Source organism: Ruminococcus flavefaciens (assembly GCF_900116855.1).
Lineage (GTDB): Bacteria > Bacillota > Clostridia > Oscillospirales > Ruminococcaceae > Ruminococcus > Ruminococcus flavefaciens_R.
Map to the genome: position 1 here is coordinate 24778 of NZ_UETD01000008.1, position 22598 is coordinate 47375.

At 44.6% G+C, this 22598-nt stretch carries 16 protein-coding genes; 3 read left to right on the top strand and 13 right to left on the bottom strand.

Translation table 11 applies throughout. The annotated features are described in order from the left end of the window. Window positions 1-4: 4 nt before the first annotated feature. Genes DSZ37_RS09225 through DSZ37_RS09270 form a run of 10 tightly spaced genes read right to left on the bottom strand, consistent with a single transcriptional unit; the run spans window position 5 to window position 15873 of the window. On the bottom strand, window positions 5-2368 hold the full coding sequence (locus DSZ37_RS09225; protein ID WP_146198174.1) for an ABC transporter permease: 2364 nt from the start codon (window positions 2366-2368) through the stop codon (window positions 5-7). Continuing rightward, window positions 2349-3104, bottom strand: coding sequence for an ABC transporter ATP-binding protein (locus tag DSZ37_RS09230; RefSeq protein ID WP_109726624.1), 756 nt, complete (start codon window positions 3102-3104; stop codon window positions 2349-2351). The genes DSZ37_RS09225 and DSZ37_RS09230 overlap by 20 nt, the downstream gene beginning before the upstream one ends. A 22-nt stretch (window positions 3105-3126) precedes the next feature. Beyond that, entirely contained in the window at window positions 3127-4308 is a 1182-nt protein-coding gene (locus DSZ37_RS09235; protein ID WP_109726625.1) for a hypothetical protein, read from the bottom strand. 22 nt (window positions 4309-4330) lie between these two features. After that, window positions 4331-6193: a non-ribosomal peptide synthetase gene (locus tag DSZ37_RS09240; RefSeq protein WP_109726626.1), complete on the bottom strand. Its 1863-nt coding sequence runs from the start codon at window positions 6191-6193 to the stop codon at window positions 4331-4333. A gap of 18 nt (window positions 6194-6211) precedes the next feature. Next, window positions 6212-7108 carry a leucine-rich repeat domain-containing protein gene (locus DSZ37_RS09245; RefSeq protein ID WP_181380289.1) on the bottom strand — a complete coding sequence of 299 codons (897 nt, stop codon included), beginning with the start codon at window positions 7106-7108 and terminating at the stop codon, window positions 6212-6214. Between the two features lie 13 nt (window positions 7109-7121). After that, complete coding sequence (locus tag DSZ37_RS09250; RefSeq protein WP_109726628.1) at window positions 7122-7355, bottom strand: acyl carrier protein; 234 nt, start codon at window positions 7353-7355, stop codon at window positions 7122-7124. Window positions 7356-7378: 23 nt separating this feature from the next. Then, window positions 7379-11626, bottom strand: a complete 4248-nt coding sequence (locus tag DSZ37_RS09255; RefSeq protein ID WP_109726629.1) for a type I polyketide synthase — start codon at window positions 11624-11626, stop codon at window positions 7379-7381. 6 nt (window positions 11627-11632) lie between these two features. Beyond that, entirely contained in the window at window positions 11633-12856 is a 1224-nt protein-coding gene (gene ccrA / locus DSZ37_RS09260; protein ID WP_109726630.1) for a crotonyl-CoA carboxylase/reductase, read from the bottom strand. A gap of 55 nt (window positions 12857-12911) precedes the next feature. Then, complete coding sequence (locus DSZ37_RS09265) at window positions 12912-15146, bottom strand: ABC transporter permease (protein ID WP_109726631.1); 2235 nt, start codon at window positions 15144-15146, stop codon at window positions 12912-12914. 25 nt (window positions 15147-15171) lie between these two features. After that, complete coding sequence (locus DSZ37_RS09270) at window positions 15172-15873, bottom strand: ABC transporter ATP-binding protein (RefSeq protein WP_109726632.1); 702 nt, start codon at window positions 15871-15873, stop codon at window positions 15172-15174. A gap of 698 nt (window positions 15874-16571) precedes the next feature. Here DSZ37_RS09270 and DSZ37_RS09280 point away from each other — a divergent pair. The 3 genes from DSZ37_RS09280 to DSZ37_RS17710 all read left to right on the top strand — a co-directional run bounded on the left by DSZ37_RS09280 (window position 16572) and on the right by DSZ37_RS17710 (window position 18341). Continuing rightward, window positions 16572-16964: a hypothetical protein gene (locus DSZ37_RS09280; RefSeq protein WP_242978608.1), complete on the top strand. Its 393-nt coding sequence runs from the start codon at window positions 16572-16574 to the stop codon at window positions 16962-16964. A gap of 61 nt (window positions 16965-17025) precedes the next feature. Further along, window positions 17026-18150: an MFS transporter gene (locus tag DSZ37_RS09285; RefSeq protein WP_347504543.1), complete on the top strand. Its 1125-nt coding sequence runs from the start codon at window positions 17026-17028 to the stop codon at window positions 18148-18150. Window positions 18151-18170: 20 nt separating this feature from the next. Continuing rightward, entirely contained in the window at window positions 18171-18341 is a 171-nt protein-coding gene (locus tag DSZ37_RS17710) for a hypothetical protein (RefSeq protein ID WP_181380290.1), read from the top strand. Between the two features lie 11 nt (window positions 18342-18352). Here DSZ37_RS17710 and DSZ37_RS09290 read toward each other — a convergent pair whose 3' ends face one another. Genes DSZ37_RS09290 through DSZ37_RS09300 form a run of 3 tightly spaced genes read right to left on the bottom strand, consistent with a single transcriptional unit; the run spans window position 18353 to window position 22450 of the window. Next, window positions 18353-20089 (bottom strand): ABC transporter ATP-binding protein, encoded by a 1737-nt coding sequence (locus DSZ37_RS09290; RefSeq protein WP_109726634.1) that lies wholly within the window; start codon window positions 20087-20089, stop codon window positions 18353-18355. After that, the gene (locus tag DSZ37_RS09295; protein WP_109726635.1) at window positions 20086-21828 is read right to left on the bottom strand and encodes an ABC transporter ATP-binding protein; all 1743 of its coding nucleotides are present in this window, start codon (window positions 21826-21828) and stop codon (window positions 20086-20088) included. The genes DSZ37_RS09290 and DSZ37_RS09295 overlap by 4 nt, the downstream gene beginning before the upstream one ends. Further along, window positions 21821-22450, bottom strand: coding sequence for a TetR/AcrR family transcriptional regulator (locus DSZ37_RS09300; protein WP_109726636.1), 630 nt, complete (start codon window positions 22448-22450; stop codon window positions 21821-21823). The genes DSZ37_RS09295 and DSZ37_RS09300 overlap by 8 nt, the downstream gene beginning before the upstream one ends. Window positions 22451-22598: the final 148 nt, after the last annotated feature.

The following is a 22598-nucleotide window of genomic DNA, read 5'->3' on the forward strand; positions in this document are numbered from 1 at the left end:
CTTCTTACATCATACTATCGCTTTTGGGAACGATATACTTTATCCTGTCCGTTATTATAAATATCAGCAAAAACGTTACTGTCATAAGCATTAAAAGAATACCCAATATCATGGGATATGGGATTATAAAATCAGCCTGCATGATACCCATTGTTCCGAATATCATGTTCGAGAACCTGTTTGAAAGCAGCAATACAAGCAGTCCTCCAATGACAGCCCCTGCCGCTCCTACGGGGATAAAGGAGAGGAACACCTCAAGGCGTATCTGCCATGATGTGAAGCCTATTGCCTTTTGTATCCTGAAATTTCTGTCATTCCTTCTCAGCTGTACCTTTATAAGAAGATACAGAAGTAACCATATTATGACTACAGATATAAACGAGAAGGATATCAGCAGTCCATCGACCAATGACACATAGCTTCCCATGGTCTGATCAATGGTGAGCCTTGTATTAACAGCTCCGCTTATCTTACTCTGATGCTCAGTGATCAGATTATCAAGAAAGGCATCGGCATCCACATCATCTTCAAGGTATATGAACACAGTGTTCGGCTTGAAGCTGCTGTTTATCCTTTTATATCCTTCTGTTGTGAGCTCGCAGTCAAATCCGTTATCCATTGAGGTCTGTATAAGACCTGTAATGATATATTCATATTTGCTTCCCGAGCTCTCAAGGGAAAAAACATCTCCGATCCTTTTATTGAAGTATTCCGCACTTTTTCCTCCTATGGCGATCTCATTATCCGCCGAGGGATGTCTTCCGTCATAAACTATACTGTCATTCCTTGTCCTTCCGTAATCCTCGGTAACATACGCATACATATTCACGCCGTCTGTCTGGACCTGCAATGTCTCAAAGAATATGGCATCGTCTGCGCCTTCCTCGGAAGCAAGTATACCGTCAAGATCATCATAGTAATTAGTCGGATTTGCATATGCCGTTATATCTGCATATTCATACATCAGTACATCGACAAACTTTTTGGTATCCACCGATATATTGTAATTCAATACCATTACATAGCCAAGAACAAATGAAATGACCGACAACACCGTCATCATAAGCAGATTTTGCTTGAAGCTTCCAAAGAACATCTTTACGGACATTGACGCATGAAACGGCAGCCTGCTTTCCGAAAAAGGCATTATGTTCCTCTTGAAAGTCTTTACCTGCTCCTGTGCGCTGCTGAAAGCCTTGCAGGGAGATACCTTCCTGAGCTTCAGGGCAGCAAGATACGATACGATGAAGAAAATGCCCATTATCACAAGCATAACGCAAAGCGGCATAACAGGAGATATCGCAGTCTTTATGGTTATCCAGGTCAGGGACTGCATAGAATCCGCTATCCTTGAATAAATAGCAAAGGAAAGGATACCGCCGATGAACGCTCCCACAAGCGTAAGCAGAGTGTACTGCAAGGCAAATGAAAGCGTTATCGAATTGCTCGAATAGCCGATAGACTTTAATATGCTTATATTCTTTACCTCTCTTACAAGATTTCCTCTTATAATATAAATAGTCACCGCCAGTGCTATTATAAGAAGAAGTACAGCAAATGCAAGAAGGAGGATCGCCATTATAGAGGGCTCCATAGTCGCATAATTACGGCATACATCATATGTCATGGAACAGTATTTTGAAGTCCCTGTTTCAGCCTTATTGAGAAAATCGCTGAGAACAGCCTGAGCCTGAGCTTTATCACGGATATATATATCAGCTACCTTTCCGTTTTCATTTGATGAAAACCTGTTGGCAAATTCGATATATTCCTCTTCAGGCAGCACAACTCCCGTCTGAGTTCCCGAATGGACACAGCCGAGGTATATATCCTCTGTAAAGCCTGCAATGACAAAATGATATACTATCTTATCATATCTTATATCAAAGCGCTCTCCGAGCTCATAATCGCCTGATTCCTTGAAATATCTTGATACATATATTGCGTTTTCGGGGATATCTTCCATTTCCTCGACTATCTCATAGCTCATGTAATCCTGTTTCCCGAGAGGCATCGCAATAAGTGTGACACTTTTCTTTGTGCCTGCAAAGGTTATCTGAGCACTGTCAAGGTAAAGAACATCACTGTATACAGCTTTCTCGACTCTGCTGTCAGTATCGATTATATTCTTGTTATCGCTATCGAACAGTTCATTCTGTCCGGCTGCAAATATATCGGGAGCGTCAGCCTTTTCCGCCGCATTATCGAAGCAGTTCATAAAGCCCATCATAACCGTAAGGCTGAGCACGCAGAACAGTGTGATGAGTGTGATAAGAAAAGCCAGAAAGGCGTTTTGCCCTCCGGATCTGCGAAGATTTGCAAAGGTCAAAAGGAGTATGCGCCTCATCTTACCAGCCTCTTTCTTCAAGAAAGCTTCTCAGCTTTTCTTTTCTTTCTTCATCTTTTTCATCGTATTCGCCCAGCTCACATATACCGCCCGTCATACCATCCCTGACAAATATCACCTTATTGCCTCTGAATGCCGAGCGTATATCGTGTGTGACCATTATTATAGTCTGCCCGCTTTTGTGTATATCGGTAAGCAGATCGAGCACCACCTGACCGTTGGAGTAATCAAGAGAGCCAGTAGGTTCATCCGCGAACACTACATCGGGATCATTGATCAACGCACGGACTATACCTGCTCTCTGAGCCTCTCCGCCCGATATCTGCGAAGGGAATTTCTTCTGTATCTCCTTTGAAATGTTCACCTTTTCAAACAGCTTTTCAGCCTTTGAAAGCACCTCTTTTTTTGAGCTTGTACACAGCATACCGGCAGCTGCAACATTATCAAGAATGCTCATATTGTCAAGAAGATTATTCTGCTGAAAGACAAATCCGCAGTGTTTCCGCCTGAAAACCGACATTTTATCGGCTGAATAATTCTCGATACTTTGATCGCCGAAAACGATTTTTCCCGAATCTATATTATCCATTCCGGAAAGAGCGTAAAGAAGCGTAGATTTTCCGGCACCGGATGAACCCATTATAACAGCAAAATCTCCTTTTTCTATCTGAAAATCAACGCCCTTCAGTACCTCCTGAGTCCTGCTGTCAACAGCATAAGTTTTTTTCACATTGATAGCCTTTAAGATCGTACTCATCCTTGCTCTCCCTTATCCAAACTCATACAAGATCATAAACCGAACGGAATATATTTGTCTTATTATCTCCCATGCAATACTTTTCAAAAAGATAATCGACCGCAAGCCTTACAACCTTATGAGCAACAGGTTTATTGAAGGTCTCTCCTTCGTTATGCGAGCGTCTGAAGAACCACTCGAGTCTTGAAGTCATCGCTCCGCCGAATGTAAGAAGCTGTCCCGGAACTATCTTGATATCCTTTTCCTCAAGCAGCTTGTCAATGGCGGAAAGAGACTCCTCATTAACCGTTATTACCTCATTATGCGCCATAAGCATAGTTGTGCCGTTTTTTACGACAGAAAGGTCCGAATTGAGCAATTCTCCGCCCACTGTCACAGCAATGAACAGACCGCCTCTTTCAAGGCAGGGAGCGGTGAATTTACCGTATTCTGCGGGAAGAATCTTTATGCCCAGCGCTCTGAGTCTTTCGGCTTCCTGTCTGCGTTCTTCTGTGTCATAGGATATATCGCAAACGGCAATATCGGTATACTTCTCGTTGATAAGGTACTCAAGGACCGCACAAGCCACTGCTCCGTCCGAGCCTACCAGCGTTACGGGTATGCTCTTATCCTTTCCGAAGCCAAGATACTCTATCGCCTCGATTATGCCTGTAGATGTATATGAAGCCTTTCCGCCGCAGCCTCCGTCCTCGCATTTAACTCCAAGCACATTCTCCGTATACTTGTGGAGCATATCCGCAAGTCCTACAAATCTGCCGAAATCAGGCGTAAGCTTTATTTCACCGTTCTTATCATTCAGGAATTCCCCGAGATCTCTGAACATACTGTCAACTATCTCGCAATGCCGAGGATGCGAGGTATCCATGATTATATCATATGTTTCCTTTGATTTCGGTCTGATAATGCAGCGTCCGCCGCCTACCTTGCTTCCGATATATCCCTCGGGAAGGTCTTTTTTCACTTTTTCAAGGCTGCCCGATGCGATAACATCATTGATAAAGACGTTCTTCAAACCACTTTCATAGTTTTTCAGGTATGAGATACGGTTCTCGCATTCCTTATCTGTACTGTCATACGGAACAGTCCTTGTGCCGCCGTAATAGTAATCAGCATTTTCTACCTGTCCTCTTTCTGCTACCCATAACTGTGCATATTTTGAGTCTATAACATAGATATCATCAGAGTATTCTTTTACGCTTATCATTTTTTCCTCCAATCAACGACCATTATCTGCGTGTTCTTCTTATACGTCTGTTTCTGTTCGGAGCTTCTTCCAAAGCAGTATCCTCACCCTTCAGAAATGCTGCCATATTTCTTACGGTAGGATGAGCAAGTATCTCCATGGGAGAAATGTCTTTACCAAGAAGCTGTTTTATCTCACTCTGCAAATGATATAGCAGCATTGAATATCCGCCGAGTTCAAAAAAGCCTTTATCAAGCGGCACCTCGTCGATCTCAAGGGTGTTTTTCCAGGCAAGGACAAGCTTCTGTGTCAGCTCATCGGTCTCCTCACCGCCTGCTTCACTGCCTGCAGGTATAAGGCCTTCAAGAGCATTTCTGTCAAGCTTTCCGTTTATCGATACCGGAAGCTTTTCAAGATAAACAAATCTGTTGGGGATGACACCCTTCAGGAGACTTTTCTCCATAAATCCGGAAAGCTCATCGTATGTCATTTCCTTTTTATCAGCTGTTGAATAGAACATTATTGTTTTTACAGCCTGATCTTCATTTTTGACAAACAGTCCGCACGACGTTATATTATCATGTCTCATCAGGACCTGTTCTATCTCCTCGATCTCGATCCTCTGACCGCTTATCTTGATCTGATTATCCTTTCTTCCGCAGTACAGCACTTCTCCGTTATCAAGTCTTTTTCCTCTGTCGCCGCTCATATACATGAATGAAGCACTGTCCATTATATCTGCACTGAGCCCCGAAGCCTCCGGGCTCATTCCTATATATCCGCCGAAGGTACCGAGTCCTGCTATCCATATATCTCCTTCCGTACCGACAGGGCACGGTGCAAGATCATCGTCAAGTATATACATACGCTTGTTGTATATCGGCTTTCCGATAGGTATGATATCCTTTTCAAGATCATCTTCCGTAACATTGTGATACGATACACAGCAGCTGCATTCGGCAGGTCCGTAAAGATTGACGAATTCAGCACTGCAATTCCCGTTTTTCAGCCATTTGAGCACCGCGCTGCTCCTGAACTTCTCACCTGCGCTTATAACATATTTTACGCTTTCCAGTTCCTTGTAGCCGTTCCAGCCGCAGTATTCTATAATTCCCTGCATAAGACTCGGAACACAGGCAAAGTGAGTTACTTCGTATTTCTTTATGATCTCAGCGTCAGTCTTGACGTCAAAAAGGGAGTCCGTCGCAAGAACTATGGAAGAACCGTAAAGCAGCGGCGTGAATATAGTTTTGAGCGAACCGTCAAAACCGAAATTATTCAGAAGTATCAGCCTTGAATCAGAGTCAAGCTTAAATCTTTCTCCGTACCATTCGCACATATTCAGCAGATATTCCTGACGGATAAGCACTCCCTTCGGTTCGCCCGTAGTACCCGATGTAAACATACAGTATGCATACTGATCCGTGCTTTCGCATGGTTCGGGAAGCTCATCGCCTGAGCCTTGCATATCATTTAAGGCTATAACATCAACACCTGCATCGCTTTCAGGCATTTCTGCGCTGAAAACCGCTTTTACGCCGCTCGTCCCAACGATATGCTTTATCCTTTCCGGCGGACAATCCGCACCTATGGGCACATATACCGCACCTATGTACAGCACAGCATATATCAGTGCTATTGTTTCCTCCGTGTGACGGCAATAAACGCCCACCTTATCTCCCTGTCCGATGCCGTTTTCGGCAAGAACAGCCGCTTTTTTCCTTACTTCGGCAAGGAATTCGGAATAAGTGAGCTTTTTTCTGCCGTAAACCGCAATATTATCAGAATGTTTCCGAGCCGAACTTAGAAAATTCATTATGAGATTGCCCGAATGATCAAGTGTCTTTCCGGCAGCGACAGCTCCCTGATTTTCAGGCGCCAGTTCTGTATTATTATTTGATACCATTATTCCTTCCTTTCAATGTCAACAAAAATTCGTGCCCTTCCATACATCGTCCCCGTAAACGGCATCAGGCTCTATCGGCGACAGGCTCTCCAAGGCTTCGCAGCCGCAAAAAGCCCTGCTTCCGATCATTCTTACTCTCTCCGGGAAATAAACCGTTTCAAGGGAAATACAGCCGTTAAACGCATCGGCTCTGATTTCTTCAAGCCCCTCTGATACCCTCAGGCTTTCAAGCTCCCGACAGTTATGGAACATAGCTTCCGAAATAAATGACGTGTGCGGTATGGAAACTTCTACAAGTCCGCTTTCCGCAAACGCTCCGTTGCCGAATTCTATATCATTATCCGGAAGCTTTATGTTCCTGAGAGAGCTGCACCCGCAGAAGGCACGCATTTCAATACTGCTCACGCTGTCAGGCAATACCACCTTTTCAAGGCTCCTGCAATTCTCAAAAGCTATAAACCCTATGCTCCCGACCTTTCCTGTCAGTACTGCCTCTTTCAATGAAAAGCAGTTCCTGAACATACTCCTGTTAAGTATGCTGATACCTGACGGAAGTTTTATACTTTCAAGCTGTTGGCAGAATGCAAATGCAGAACTTCCGATCTCGGTCACGCTTTCGGGGATAAGGATGCGTTTTATGTTCTCACAGCCGTAGAAAGCGCAGTAGCTTATGTATTCAAGTCCCTGCGGAAGGATTATCTCATACGGCGTTGCTTTGCCGTTTTTCGCAACATCCGCCTTGAACCTGCCCTCTCCTGCGTCATCAATATCCACAAAGACGTATGGACCTAAGGATACGACTCTTTCTCCGTTTATTTCAGCAGGTATCTCGACCTTGCAGGCACTTCCGATATACTTGATGAGCCTCAGCCCCTTATTATCATTATCAGGTCCGTACACAAAGTCGTTATACACTGCTCCGCCGAGCTCAGACATACTGCTTTATAACATCAACTATGTCGTTGACAGTTATAAGATCGGTATAGTTGAGCTCTTCATTGATATCGTATTCATCTTCGAGAGCGGAAATAAGGCTTATAGTATCAAGAGAATCCATTTCAAGCTCCTGACGCAGCTTGGTATCCCCGTTTATCTCGACATCATCATCAACGCAAAGCTCTTCGCGTATGATCTCAATAACTCTTTCAATATCTACCTTCATTTTTTCCTCCTTACGTTATGCGGTCAATGACCTGTTCTTTCGTCGATTATCTCTGCAATTTCCCTCACAGTAGTACAACCGAGCAGATCCTTTACTGAAAAATCTATACTGAATCCGTTTTTTATCTGCGAGCTTATCATAAGTCCGCAGAGGGAATCAATATCATATGAATATATCGACGAATCTGTATCATCGATCTTTATGCCTGTTATCCCTTCTATCATGCCGCAAAGCCTTTTTTCGGTCTCGCTCTTATAATTAACAGGCAAATCACCGTCAGTACGCCTTATATGACATCTTTTCTCCCAGCTTTCGGGCATGATAAGGTCAGCGTTCCTGTTTTCACCGATATATCCTGAGATATACCTTTTTTCATACCCCGTGACAGCCTTTGCCATACTCGTATCCATCGGGGTATTCTCAGCATTTCTTTGAGCAAATATAAGCGCCGCGTCAGTAGCTTTTTTCTCATTTCCCTCAAAGAAACGTATATTTTCAAAGCCCGCGCCCTCAAGTGTACGGCAGAAATGCTCCTTTTTCATTATCGGACTGTACCGTCTGAGAGGATCGTTGAAATAGTTCCACCACTCGGGAGTAAGGCCGTAAAGCATCTCGCTTATATGGTGACCATCGATAGTCTGGAGCAGAACCAGATAGCCTCCCTTTCTTAGAGCCTTGAAGCAATTCTTCAGCGCCCCCTTCATATCTCCCGTTGCCTGAATAACATTACAGGATACGATAACATCGAAATACTCATCGGGCACGCCCTGTTCCCTGAAACCCACGGTGACGTCAACCTTGCAGAACTCAAGTGAAGTATAGCCGTTTTCCGCTGCATATATCTTTGCTTTTTCAATGAATGAAGCTCCGATATCGGTAAACCAGTAATCACCGTTATGTTTTTCTGTCACCTTTACGGCATTCCATGTAACAAGTCCTGTACCCGCACCTATTTCCAGTATCTTCAGCGGTCGCGCACTTTCTGCGGCAAGCTCTTCCAGCATTTCGGCAAAGATCGATGAATAAAGTCTCACCTTATTCATTTCGGGTATCTTTTTATACATATCAAAAAGCTTGTTGTAGGAGCCGTTGGGATAGAGTATCTCCTTACCGAGCACCCTTCCTTCAAGAACTTCCGGATAATGTGCGGCTGCATCGGCATAAAGCTCAAAAAACGGTATATAATCAGGTTCAAGCTTCCTTACCTTTTCCAGTACAGCTTCAATAGTATCAGCTTCGGATATGCTCTTGATGCATCTGATAATGTCACTGTCGCTTATGTCCTGTACATACTCTGTATTATCAATGGCAATGTAACCGTTATCCCTCAGGAATGACAGCATAAGCATAGCAAAAGGCAAATATTCCTCAACGATACCGAGCTTATCCTTTATTTCCGCCCAGCTCAAAGCACTGTCCTTACGGACGAACAGGCCGTAATGCTTGAAGTAGCCCACAGAAGCTGAAAGGCAAAGCATATCCAAAGAAGCTTCAAGGTTTTTATTCTCCTTTACACACTTTATATCGGAAGCTTCGAGCATTCTGCTTTCTGTATCTGCAAACCCGGCATATAAGGTCTCTGTATCCTTCCATCCCGTTTCATCGGGCATATACTGGAGCACTTCGGTCTCGCACTTTTTGCCAAGGAATGAAACGAGCTCTGACATTTCCCTTGAGCAGCCATCCAGTATCACCTGTTTCTTCTGAATAAACGGCGTTTCATCACGTTTTTCCTCTAACTCGTTATAGTTTTTTTCATTGAACGAAGAAGGAGGAAGATATATCATTCTGCCATCGGGAACCGCTCTGTCAAGTAATCCTACAGATGTTAGTGCAGACAAACCATATAGCAAAGCTTCACCGCGATCCGTTATGTCATCACAGATCATGCTGATGAATGTTTTTCCGCTGCGGTTCTTCACCGATTTTTTGGCAAAATAAGAGAGCTGTCCGCCAACACCGATCTCAACTGCAGCCATGCTCTCAAATGTATCGAACACCATTGCCGCATTGTAGAAATCGACCTTGCTTCTCAGCTGTTCTGTCCAGTAATCTGCGGATACAAGCTCCGTATCAGCGATACGCCCCGTATACGAGGATATATATTTGACCTTCGGAGGTTTAAAGCTGATAGTATCAAGAAGCTTCCTGAAATCGGGTATTATCCCATCAACAATACTACAGTGTCCCGCACGTTTCAGAGGGAGCTCCGTACAATAAATGTTTTTTTCTTCCAGTACCTTCTTATAGCTGTCAACGTCATCCGCAAGTCCTGTTATCATAAATCTGTTCGGAGTATTCCGAGCCGAAATATATATGCCTTCCGGCAGCTCAAACTCATCGGGATCACCTAAAACGGTCAGTATCTTTCCCTCGGGAAGCTTTGCAAGAAGCTTATTTCTCAGATAATAGAGCCTTATCAGTTCTTTTCTTGTAATGACTCCGGCAAAGTATGCCGCTGTATATTCGCCTGCACTGTATCCGATAACAGCGTCGCAGGCAACTCCCGCCTTTTTCAGCATATCTCCCACAGCGCACTGTACACAGAGCGGCAGGAGCGCTGAATTGAGCTGTGCATCGGTAAGCTCACCTTCGCTAAGGGTTTTCCTGAGATCAATACCGCATTCGGACTCTACATCATCGAAAACAGCATCAAAGCATTCTCTTATTTTCGGCGAGATATTGTATACAGCTCTGACTTCATCAATCCCCAACACATTGCTGCCGGGGAAAAGCCATATGACACTTTGCTGTTTTTTCCCGACCGGTTCCTCATAAGTAATGAACGGCTGTCTGAGCATACCTGCAAGGCTTTCGGTGCTCCCTGCGCCAAACGGGACGCGGTATTTTTTCAGAGGAGCTCTTGAAGCGATCGTGTACGCTATATCCCTCAGCTGTGTTTCGGGCTCATGCTCAAGATAATAAGCGAGCTCGCTGCAATCTTTTTTCAGGCACTGCTTATCATCAGATGAAATGATAATGCCATATCCGCTCCGATCCTCTGAGATACCGCTGCTTTCAGCTTTATATGCCGACAGAACGACATGACAGTTATTGCCTCCGACTCCGAAAGCACTTACTCCCGCATACCTGAGATCATCATTTCTTTCGCAGCTGTCCGCCACCTTATATCCGAATTTCTCCATCGAAAGCTCGGGATTGATCTTTTCACAGTACAATGACGGGACTATTGTACTGTGTTCAAGCATAAGAACAGTTTTTATCAGACCTGCAACACCTGCCGCAAAATTAAGATGTCCGACATTTGATTTGACTGAGCCTATGTACAAGGGATTCTCCGTTCTGTCGCCGAACACCTTGTTTATCGAGGTGATCTCTATTGCGTCGCCAAGCTTTGTTCCCGTTCCGTGAGCTTCGATGTAGCCGATATCATCAGCTTCAAGCTCTGCTATATAAAGTGCGTCAGACATTGCTCTGCACTCGCCTTTGACGCTCGGAGCAGCATAGCTCGCCTTTTCGCTTCCGTCGTTATTTATAGCGGAGCCCTTTATTACCGCATGGATAACATCATGATCCTCAATACTGTCACTGAGCATTTTTAGAAGCACTGCACCGCCTCCGCAGCCCGGGACGAACCCGTCTGCATCGGCGCTGAATGGCTTCGTATAACCGTTTTTAGACAGTGTATTTTCAGCGTTCATATAGTATTCCTGATTTTCAAGGATATTAACTCCGCCTGCGATAGCTATATCACACTCTCCGTTTATGAGAGCGTTCACAGCTTCATGGACCGCATAAAGCGAGCTTGCACACGACGCCTTTATCGGCACACAAGGACCTGTAAAGTCCATATGATAACCTATCCTTGACGCAGACGAGCCGTCAAGAAATGTTTTTCTCAGGCTCTGTTCTTCGGCAGTATCTTCCGAGGTGGTGAAATAGCCTTTCCAGACATAAACAAATTCATAAAGCGAACAGAAAAGCCCGACACGCACATTTTTCCTGTTTTCGGAATATCCTCCTGTCTCAAGCACCTCGGCGCAAAGCTTGAACATCATTCTTTGCTGAGGGTCCATAAGCTTTGCGGACAATTCGCTGAGTCCGAATGCCTCGGGATCAAAGCTGTATGCGTCATTGATACGTCCGAAAGCATACGTTCTGCGGAGATCTGATCCGTCCTCCCTTGTGATACAGTCCCTTCCGTTTTTAAGGTTCTGCCAGAACCTTTCAGGTGAACTGCTTTCGGGGAAACGGCAGGAATACCCTATAACAGCTACATCTGTATCTTTAAACCTTAAATCATTCTGCATATTCTATTATTCCGCTCCAATCCTGACGACCAGCTTGCCCTTATAGACTTTTTTTGCACAGTCCTCATGAGCCTTCGGCAGTTCGCTCCAGTCATATTTTTTTCCTATATAGGGGTGAATATCGTACTTTTCCACAAGCTTGATGTACTCCGCCGCGTCCTTCTGAGTGCCTGCATGAGAGCCTTGTATCCTTCTCTGGTTAAGCCACAGGAACCTCAGATCTATATCCGCCATATACGATGATGTGGCACCGCAGAGAACTACCATTCCCCCATTTTCGCACACGAACAGCGATGTGGGAAGAGTATCTCTGCCCGGATGCTCCAGTACTATAGCAGGTGAACGCTTTTCTCCGACTATCTTCCATATGCTTCGTCTGAATTTAGTTGCCTGAGCTATCCAGCTGCGGTACTCCTTGTCAGAAAGAGCGCTTACGCTTCCCCAATGGTCAAACTTCGAGCGGTCTATATATCCCGCTGCTCCGAGCTGTTTACACAGTTCGCCCTTTTCCTCGGAGGATACCACCGCAACAGGGATCCCGCCGAGAGCCTTTGTGATCTGGATAGCTGATATACCGAGGCCGCCCGCGCCGCCCCATATAAGAACAACATCTCCTTTTTTCAGGGTATTGCCTTTCCAGCCATTCAGCATACGGTATGCAGTAACGCCAGTTGCATAGGCACAGGCAGCTTCGTCAAAATCAAGATTATCTGCCTTTTTGACGCACTGACACTCCTGAACCCTTGAAAACTGAGCAAATGCTCCGTAATTGCTCTCATAACCCCATATATGATAAGAAGGGCTGAAGCAGGGATCCATTCCCGACTGTATATCCTTATCATCAGAGGAATACTTCGAGCCCCCGACGCAGATAATATCTCCTACCTTATAGTTTTTAACGTTTTTTCCGACTGCATAAACTATTCCGCATGATTCCGAGCCGCAGATATGAAAATCCTGCTTCTCGTCAAAATAATCTCCGTTACTGTCTATAACGTTCTTTGGCTTTCCGGTTGCCGCCCATATACCGTTGTAATTGATTCCCGCGCTGATATTATAAACAAGAAGCTCATCATCGCGTATCATCGGAACGTCAACCAGCTCCACGCCGAATGCGGTCTCAGGCGAACCCAGCCGTTCATTCCTTATCGTCCACGCATACATCCTTCGAGGCACGATCCCCAACGGAGGACGCTCTCCGATCTCATATATTTTGTCAACAAATTCCATTCAGATCTCCCATAACATAAGCTGTTTAAATTTTTATCATTATCCCGAAGCCTGTTCAATCCTGATTATACTTGAGGCTCTCGCTTACATCCACCTTGTCTACCTTTCGGCGAAGCAGCAGCAGCGACAAAAAGTAACTGATAAGGATACAGCCGAAATAGACCGCTATGCTGACAGGCGATATCCATGCGCTTATATAGCACTGGAAGCTTTCTACATTTCCCTTGAAATAAAAATCAGAGAAAAGATATCCCAGATACAAGCCAAGTACAGATGATATCACAAGGATAACAAAATAAACATTGAGCACCATCCTGTTGATCTCTCTGTTTTTCATACCCAGTATTTTGAGCATCGATATCATTCCCGTATTTTCCTGTATGAGCATATTTACCATAAGATAAATAACTATGATACAGATCAGGCAGCCGATAACGACCGTACTTGTCATTGACGGTATAATACCGTCGATAACGCTCTGTATCTGGTCCTTGAACGACTTTTTGGTGATCGTTGATGTGACTTCGTCGTCAGAATAGCCGATCTTATCCGAGCTCATTACAACATTGTACATTCCGTCGGGGATATCAAACATATCACAGATATTACTCCTGGACGAATAAAGCACGCACTGAACATCGTTATCGATGATCCTGTCTATCTTCACTTCGTACTCCTTCATAGAAGCCGACTGGAAGAATTTCAGGGTCTCGCCCTCGACTACTCCGTACTGCATGGAGGCCATTTTGCTGAGGTAATACTTTCCGTCATCAAGATCGGCTTCATTTCCGTCATCGTCCTTGAATTTAAGATAGCGGTCATCATCTACGCCTATGATATTGAAGGTGCCGTTGCTCCCCTCAACCTCAAAAGCAAGTCCCACGGAACCCACCGCTTTTTCAGGGAGTTCATCATCTGTGAAGTCGTCAAGGAAATACTCATATTCAAAATCTCCGACTATATCGACTGCATGATCGCGGTAATGCTTGCATGAATCTATCATATAAAGAGCATAAACCATAACTATGCCGCTTATGATAACTCCGGCAGCAAACGCGAGAGTACGCGAAAAATGGCTGAATATAGTCCTGAATATGTACTTTCGTCTTACAGGAGTATTTACTGAAGAAGAAGCGTTTCTTCTCTTCTTTCCCGAGCCGAGCCTGTTCCTGAGAAGCTCCGTAACGTTTTTCCGTGTTATGCCGATAGTCTGAAGCAGTGCAGACAGGCAATACAGAACCGCAGGGAACAGAAGCGACATCAGTATATCCGATGTGTTGAAGCTGTAATCCACAGGAAGCTTTTCTATCTTAAAAAAGCACATTGACGCCACGCTGTCTTTAAAGAGAAATGCCGCTGTCACGCCCAATATACTGCCCAACGCCGCGGGTATAAGCGCAAAAAGCATATAATGTCGGTATATCTGAGACTTTTTCATACCAAGCGCCAGAAGTACACCGATCTGTTTTGCGTCATTGAGAAGATGTCTCTTTAATACCACGGCAGTAAGGATAATAACTATGAGCAGGATGACGGGAAGGATCAAATTCGCATACATACCGAGCTGCTGACAGAGATTAAGAGGCATTGTGATCCTCCTGTTCATATCAGCAGGCATATATGTAAGTGTGCCGTATTCATCATAGATGTATCTTCTAACACTGTTTACGTCATCATTATCATTGTAAACTATCGAGTAATACTCCGATATTTCTTCGCCAAGAGACTCAAGCGCTTCATCAGACATTACAGCTATACCGAATTCCGAGTCGGTATGATAGCTGTCCGAAAGATTTTCAAGCATGAACAGATAATCGGGACGCTCAACAAATCCCTTAACAACAAAATCCCTGTCAAATATCTTTATACTGTCAGAGAGCTTTATCGAATTGGCATCCGCAAAATTCCTGCTGATAAGAAGCTCGTTGTCCTTCTCAGCATCCGAACCTTCTGTCACGCAGTATTTGTTCACCTTTTCTGTCTTTGAGAAGCAGCGGATAGCATAGTTTTCGTCCTCGAAATTAACATATCTGTTCTTCTCAACAGTAACGTTTTTTTCGTTTTCAAGTTCAGCCACAGCATCTTCATCAAGCGAAACAGGAAGTGTGAATTCACCGTCTTCGACGCAGTAGTTCTCTCTTATATCGTCTATATATGCTTTTTCGCCGTTTACTCCCGCATGGAAGCATAAAAAAAGGCATATAGCCACTGCCGTAAGAAGCGAAGAGAAAAAGTAGAATGAAAAATTCTTCTTGATGCTTCTTATGTATCTTTTGTTTAATGTAAGCATTTTTAACCCTCGCTATATTCTATGATCAAAGTTCAAGTTCGCTTGCCTTGACTTTTGCTGTGTTTATCTCATTTGAAATGATCTTTCCGTCATGAATCCTGATTATCCTATCACCCATTCTTGCGATCTCATTATTATGAGTTATTATTATTATCGTTGTGTTGTATTCGGCATTGATCTTTTCGATGAATTTCAATACGTCCCCCGAGCTTTTTGAATCCAGCGCGCCTGTAAGCTCATCGCAAAGCAGGAGCTTAGGATTTTTTATTACCGCTCTTGCGATAGCTACGCGCTGCTGCTGACCGCCCGAGAGCTGATTAGGGAAACGGTCGGCAAATTCGTTTATTCCCAGCGTTTTCATAACATCATCAATATCCAGAGGAGAACTGCAATATTCAGCAACGACCTTGATATTCTCTCTTACCGTAAGATCTGCAATAAGATTATAGAACTGAAATACAAATCCGATGTTTTCACGTCTGTACATAAGAAGGTCTTTGCTCTTTTTGCCGCTCATCTCTTTGCCCATGAAAACAAATTTACCGTCGGTCATTACATCAATACCGCCGATGATGTTGAGAAGTGTGCTCTTTCCCGAACCCGATGAGCCTAAAATTATCACTATCTCTTTTTCCTCGATTTCAAGAGAAACTCCATTGAGCGCATAAACAGCATTGCTTTCATCTCCGTATCGTCTTACGACATTTTCCATTTTTAAAAGTGACATAAATACCTCCATATCTTATTGATGCACAGATCCGAGTTTGATATGATATCTGTCAAGCTCAGACCGTTTCACCAATGTGTTGCTTAAAATGACAGAGCTCACTGAAGAAAGGCAGTTCAGCCAAAAATGCAATTCGTTATAATATGCTAACTTTATATTATACAATATTCCTTCGCAGCAAAACTGTTGATATCGCTAATTTACGCCATCAACGTATTAATGCTGTGCTTCTATTATATACTTTTTTTAAAATATAAATTAGTATATCCTAACAATCAAAAATTATAGCACAGTGACAAATAAAAGTCAAGCTTTTTTTGAAACGGTCTTATTTATATCTAAATATTCATCATTTTTCATCTTATTTATTTACATAAAGTCAAATTTTTATTGGATATCCCGATTTTCATCATAAGGCAGCTATGCAAATCGTTGGTACAGTAAATATCACCTGACAGCTTTTCTGTAACGGTGCTGTCCTGCGGGAGCATTTTTTTCGTATTCTTTATGATCCTGTCCATATTCTTCTGCATATTCCGATGACCGAGGTTTCTCTGTGTAAAGGCAAGCAGAAAGGCTCCGAATATTGGAAGAACTGCGATCAGCGCAAGCAATGTGAGTTTTGCAGGGGAATCCATTTTGTTGTTAAAAAGGTATATTACCATTCCAAATGCGAAAAATGACTGAAATACCGCAAATTGCGGAAGGAACTGACTGATCAGCACAATGAACGCTCACATCAGTTCATCATTGACTGTCTGCGTGAAGCGCTCTATCGTGATGATACCCTGATGCAGTATCAGTCCTATATCGACAGCGGAAAAATGGATAAGACCAAAGAGCTTGGCGATAACTTCCAGCGCGATCTGAAAGAAATGGTAAACGGCTTGCAGACGAATATCCCCGATGTGGGTATTTATATCTGGAGCTGCGGAGAGGATGGCGACACCCACAACACCCAGCATACGATCATCTCTGCAAATGTGTTTGACAAGCTCGGAAACGACAGAAGCATCGGTGAATGGATATTTGACGCAGTGAACGGTGATGTAAAGACCTACGGGCTTGAACTGCTTGATAAATCGTTTTGAGGTGAGGATCATTAAGAATATAACATATAAAACAACACTGACTGCTTGTTTCATCGGCTATGTGATACAGGCGATCGTCAACAACTTTGTACCGCTGCTGTTTCTGCGGTTTCGGTCGGAATTCTGTATCCAATTGGCACAGATCACATGGCTCATAACGATCAATTTTGCCGTTCAGCTTACAGTTGATGCAGTTGCTCCTGCCTTTGCGGACAAGATCGGCTATCGGGTATCTATGCAGCTTGCACATATCCTGTCTGCATCGGGATTTCTGCTGATGACAGTTTTGCCAGACAAGCTCCCGTCACCCTTTGCAGGACTTGTGATCTGCATAGCGATGTATGCAGTCGGCGGAGGACTTCTCGAAGTGCTTGTAAGCCCCATCGTCGAGGCTTGTCCGACAGACAACAAAGAGACTGCGATGTCCTTGCTCCACTCCTTCTACTGTTGGGGACAGGCGGCTACTGTGCTGTTATCGACTGTATTTTTTGCTATCGCAGGAATAGAGCATTGGCGCATTCTTGCCGCATTATGGTCGATCGTACCGATGTTGAATTTTATTCTTTTCCTGAAAGTACCCATTGCCACACTATCCGAAACAAGAGGACAAGCATCGGGATTTGCCGAACTGATAAGAACACCACAATTCCTATTTTTCTGCCTGATGATGCTTTGTGCAGGTGCTTGTGAGCTGACGGTCAGTCAGTGGGCATCTGCATTTGCCGAATCGGGACTGCACATCTCAAAATCCGCAGGAGACCTGATCGGGACTATGGGATTTGCAATATGTATGGGCAGTGCAAGAGCGATGTTTGGCAAATTTGGGGAGAAGATACCGCTGCAAAAGGTAATGCTCGCATCGTCTGTTTTATGCGTTGGGAGCTATCTGCTGATCGGCTGTATGCTGTGCGGATTTTCAGTCGGGATATTCTGGCCGGGAACTTTCAGTCTCTCAGCCGCAAGGCTCAGAAACGGTGGAACGCTGATGTTTGCATTACTGGCGCTTGCAGGCGATCTTGGGTGCTGTGCCGGTCCGACGATCGCAGGAAAAGCGTCTGCCTTATTGGGGAGCGATCTGCACAGGGGTATCTTATGCGGTATTGTGTTTCCGTGTATCATGCTCTGCTGTGTTCTTCTGATGGATAAGGAATATCAGAATGGAAAGGTCAGAAATGGAAACAAATAAGAAAAAGAGGTCATAAGACATTGAAGATCATCGGTATCATACTGCTGATTCTTTTCTCTGTTGGACTGATATTTTTCATCAAGGGTAAGATACACGAACGCCGTCCGTGGTACGATGATGACTTTTTCGATGATCTCAAGACAGATGCTGTGCTTGACAGGATCTCAGTGATCGCCTGTATTTCGCACTGAGCGCTCGCAGTCTAATTCCTCCAGCCTGTGCTGACTGCACGTTTAGTCACCATTGAGCGATATATACCGTCCTTAGCCATGAGGCTGCCGTGATCACCTGCTTCCGCTATCTGACCGTCTTTTATCACCATTATCCTGTCAGCATGAGCGATAGTATTCAGCCTATGTGCGATAACAAGGAGCGTTTTTCCCTTGCACAGTTCGGAGATAGCCTGCTGGATATAGCTTTCATTGTCAGCGTCCACACTTGCGGTAGCTTCGTCAAGAATGACGATAGGCGAATTTTTCAGTATGCACCTTGCGATTGAAAGTCGCTGTGCCTGACCGCCTGAAAGTGACGCTCCGCCTTCACCGATAACAGTGTCAAAACCTTCCGGCAATTCCATGATGAAGTCGTAGCACCTTGCCTTTTTCGCAGCTTCAATTACTTCCTCACGGTTTGCATCAGGACGGCCAAGTGCGATATTGTTGTACACCGTATCCCGGAACAGATACACCCTCTGGAACACCATGCTGATGTTGTCCATAAGCACAGAAAGCGGTATATTTCGTATATCCGTGCCACGCAGAAGTATCTCTCCCGACTGAATATCCCAGAATCGTGCGAAAAGGCTTGCAATTGTGGATTTACCGCCGCCTGACGGTCCTACAAGAGCAGTCATTGTTCCCTTTTCAGCACTGAACGAAACGTCCTTCAGAACGTCCTTTTTGTCGTAGGCAAAGGTGACGTTTCTGTATTCTATCTCAGGAGAATTATTCTCCGCAAGAGTCTGAGTACCGCTGTCGTCAAGCTCCTTTTCTGCAAAAAGTGCATCTATCCTGTCCATGCAGGCATTCATGACCGTCAGTCTTGTTCCCTGATCGTAGAATGTGCGGATAGGAACGAACATATCAAACAGGAACAGCAGCATTCCGATGAAGTAATTCAGCGGCAGAGTACCGTTTCTGTACATCACCGCCGACACAGCCAGCACCGCCGCAGTTGCCAGTCCGTAGACTATGTACACAGAGGTTTTCCATGGCATATGGGCTTCCTCAAAGCCGAGGTTCACACGGCAGTTTGTGTCAAAGCTATCGGTCAGTTCCTTTGAACGCTCACCAAGGAGGTTGTAAGTCTTGATTATTCCGATACCCTCGGTGAAGTCAAGTACAGCCTTAGTCTGCACCTCCGAGGCTTCCTGACGGGCATCGGAGTGCTTCAGATCGCTTTTCTGCATTGGTATACCGATAGTGATGATGATACCCGTAAACAGCAGTGAGACCAGTCCCAGCCGCCAGTCAAATGCGAACATGAAGATTATCATTATAGCTTGCGAGAACAGATAACTCATCATGTCTGCAATTACCATCATGCAGTTTTCCTCAATGAAAACCATGTCTGTTGAAAGTACGGAGCTTATCCTGCCGATGTTGCCCTCTGTAAAAAATCCCATTGGCAGTCGGCGAAGATGTTCGCCCAGTTTCATTCGCATATCTGCAAATATCATATATCCTGCCGCACTTTGCAGACGGTCGGCAAGGTACTGGAAAAGTGCCTGTACTGCTACGCTTGCCACCAGTGCGACCGCCGCATAAATGCAGGCTCGCTTTGAAATATTTCCGTCGATGAATGCCGCCGCTATGAAGTACATAACGATTATCGGCACTTTCATCAGCATTCCTTTCAGAAATGAAAGCACGAATGCACCGTAAATTCTGCCCTTGTATTTCCCCGAAATGCCGAGGATACGCCTTATCATTCCTATCATGCTCTCACCTCATTTCCGATAGTCCAGCTTGCTCTCGCTTCGCTGCTGCTCCACAGCTTTTTGTACTCATCGCAGCTTTCCAGCAGTTTTTCATGTGTATCCGCAGCGATTATGTTTCCGTCTTTCATCACGCAAATTTTGTCCGCATTCACGACAGTCTGCAAACGATGAGCAATGACGAGAACAGTTTTCCCCTTGATTATCTCAGCAATTGCCGCATTCATTTTCTCCTCGTTTTCGGGGTCTATGAAAGCCGTGGCTTCGTCCAGAACTATCACAGGAGCATTTTTCAGTATTGCTCTTGCAAGTGAAATTCGCTGACGTTCACCGCCTGAAAGCTGCTTGCCTCCGTCGCCTGCCATAGTGTCTATGCCGTCAGGCAGGCGCTCAAGGAATTCCCTGCACTGAGCCTTTTCCGCAGCTTCAAGCACCTGTTCACGGGTAGCCTTCGGGTCGCCCATGAGGATATTCTCATACAGCGTGGTATTGAACAGGAACTGCTCCTGCGAAACGTAGGAAATGCGGTCATTCAGAGCCTCTATGCTCATGTCGGTGATGTCCTGTCCGCCGAGAGTTATCTTTCCGCCGTTTATATCATAGTAATGCACCAGCAGCTTTGCAAGTGTGGATTTGCCGCTTCCCGATTCTCCCACAAGCGCAGTAAGCGAGCCCTCCTTTAATTCAAGTGAAACACCGTGAAGAACTTCCTGTTCCTTGTAGGCAAAGTGAACATCTTCAAACTTAACGATATTTGAATTACCGATAAACGAATTATCCTTAGTTTTTAAAGGCTCACTGTCCATAGCCTTTTCTATCTCGTCTATCTTGTAGTTGAGCTGTGGGAATTTGCCTGCGAAGTTCAGCGCTTTCAGTATTGGAACTCCCACAGAAAGTGAAAGGCAGAACACCAGCACAAGGTCCGCTAAGGTCGAACTTCCGTTGATGACCAGCAGTGTTCCCACAGGCAGCATCACAAGTGCCACGCAAGGGAGAATAGCGCTGTACAGAGCCATCCACGGCCAGCATATCTTGTACCATTCAAGGGTGAAATCACGGTAGCTTTTGATGTCCTTTTCGTACCGCTGATAGGACTCGCCGTCACGTCCGAAGACCTTGACTACCTCCATGCCGTTGATGTACTCGATAATGGTTGCGTTCATCTTCGCAGATGCCGCATAATAGTCATTCATACGCTCCATGCCTGCCTTGAACATCATGCCCATTGCAAACATTCCGATAGGCAGCGAACAGAGCGAAAGAAGCGCCAGTTTCCAGTCTGCAAAGAACATACAGATAATAGCTATCGCCGCCATTGCAAGGTTTGAAATGCCCTCGGGAATTGCGTGTGCAAGGAGCATTTCCACCTGTTCGATATCATCGGTGAACAGCTTTTTTATCCTGCCGTTCCCCATATCCTGTATCGTTCCGAGAGGCTGACGCTCCAGCTTTTTCTGAAGGGATATGCGGATATTTTTCAGCGTATTGTATGCGGATATGTGGGAGAATTTAAGTCCCAGAACATATAAGATAGCATATGCTAACAAGCATATAAAAATAAAAGCGATATGCCAAGTATAATAGCCTGCGGAGAGCTTTTCGCCCTCCAGAAGCGGCTTTATTATGCGATACACCAGAAAAAACGGCACCGCTGACGCTATCAGTGCAATAAACATGACCGCCAGCGCTCCGTAGGTGTATTTTATGTATTCGCCCATGTAGGGCTTGACTTTCTTAAACATCATCTTCTCCTTTCAGCAGAATGACATCTCTCCAGTTGAAAAATCTGCACATGACACGGCAATGCTCCTCAATTTTTTTCCACGACATTTTATGGATAAAGGGCTCGCACACACAGGTCCAGTATGATGAGATAAGAACATGGAACTCCTGTCTCGTTACATCAGCTTTGGCAAGACCGCGCTTTTTCGCCTCGTCGTAGAATTTTTCGTAAGCATAACTCAGCTTTGTCACGAAATCATGATTGAAGTTCTCATATCTTGTACCTGCGGCTTTGTCAATAAGCAGGACAAATGTGATCCTGTTGTCGTAAAGCAGCCTGAACATAGGGATAAACGACTCATAGGTCATAGTCCATGATGCAATGATCTCAGCATTGCTCAGTGCAGAAAAGTCGATATCCGATCTGTTTTCAACAAAGTCATTCAGTTCAGAAACTATGCCGTCAACAACAGCACAGAAGAGCTCCTCCTTGCCCTTATATCGCTTATACAGCGCACCTGTGGTAATGCCTGCGTTCTCGCAGATAGTTTTAAGTTCAGCCTTTATGAAGCCGTTTTTATTGAACTCAGCCTCCGCACTCGCAAGCAGTCTCGGATCAATGCTTTTATCAGGTGTAGACATCAGCTCACTCCTTTGATATTTGTATTATCGATAATCTGATTATCATTCTATCACATCTTCTGCTGTTTGTCAAGAGAAATATTATCATTTTTGAAATGCGTTCACAGCTTTTATGCATCAAAAAGAGCTTATACATAGCTGTATAAGC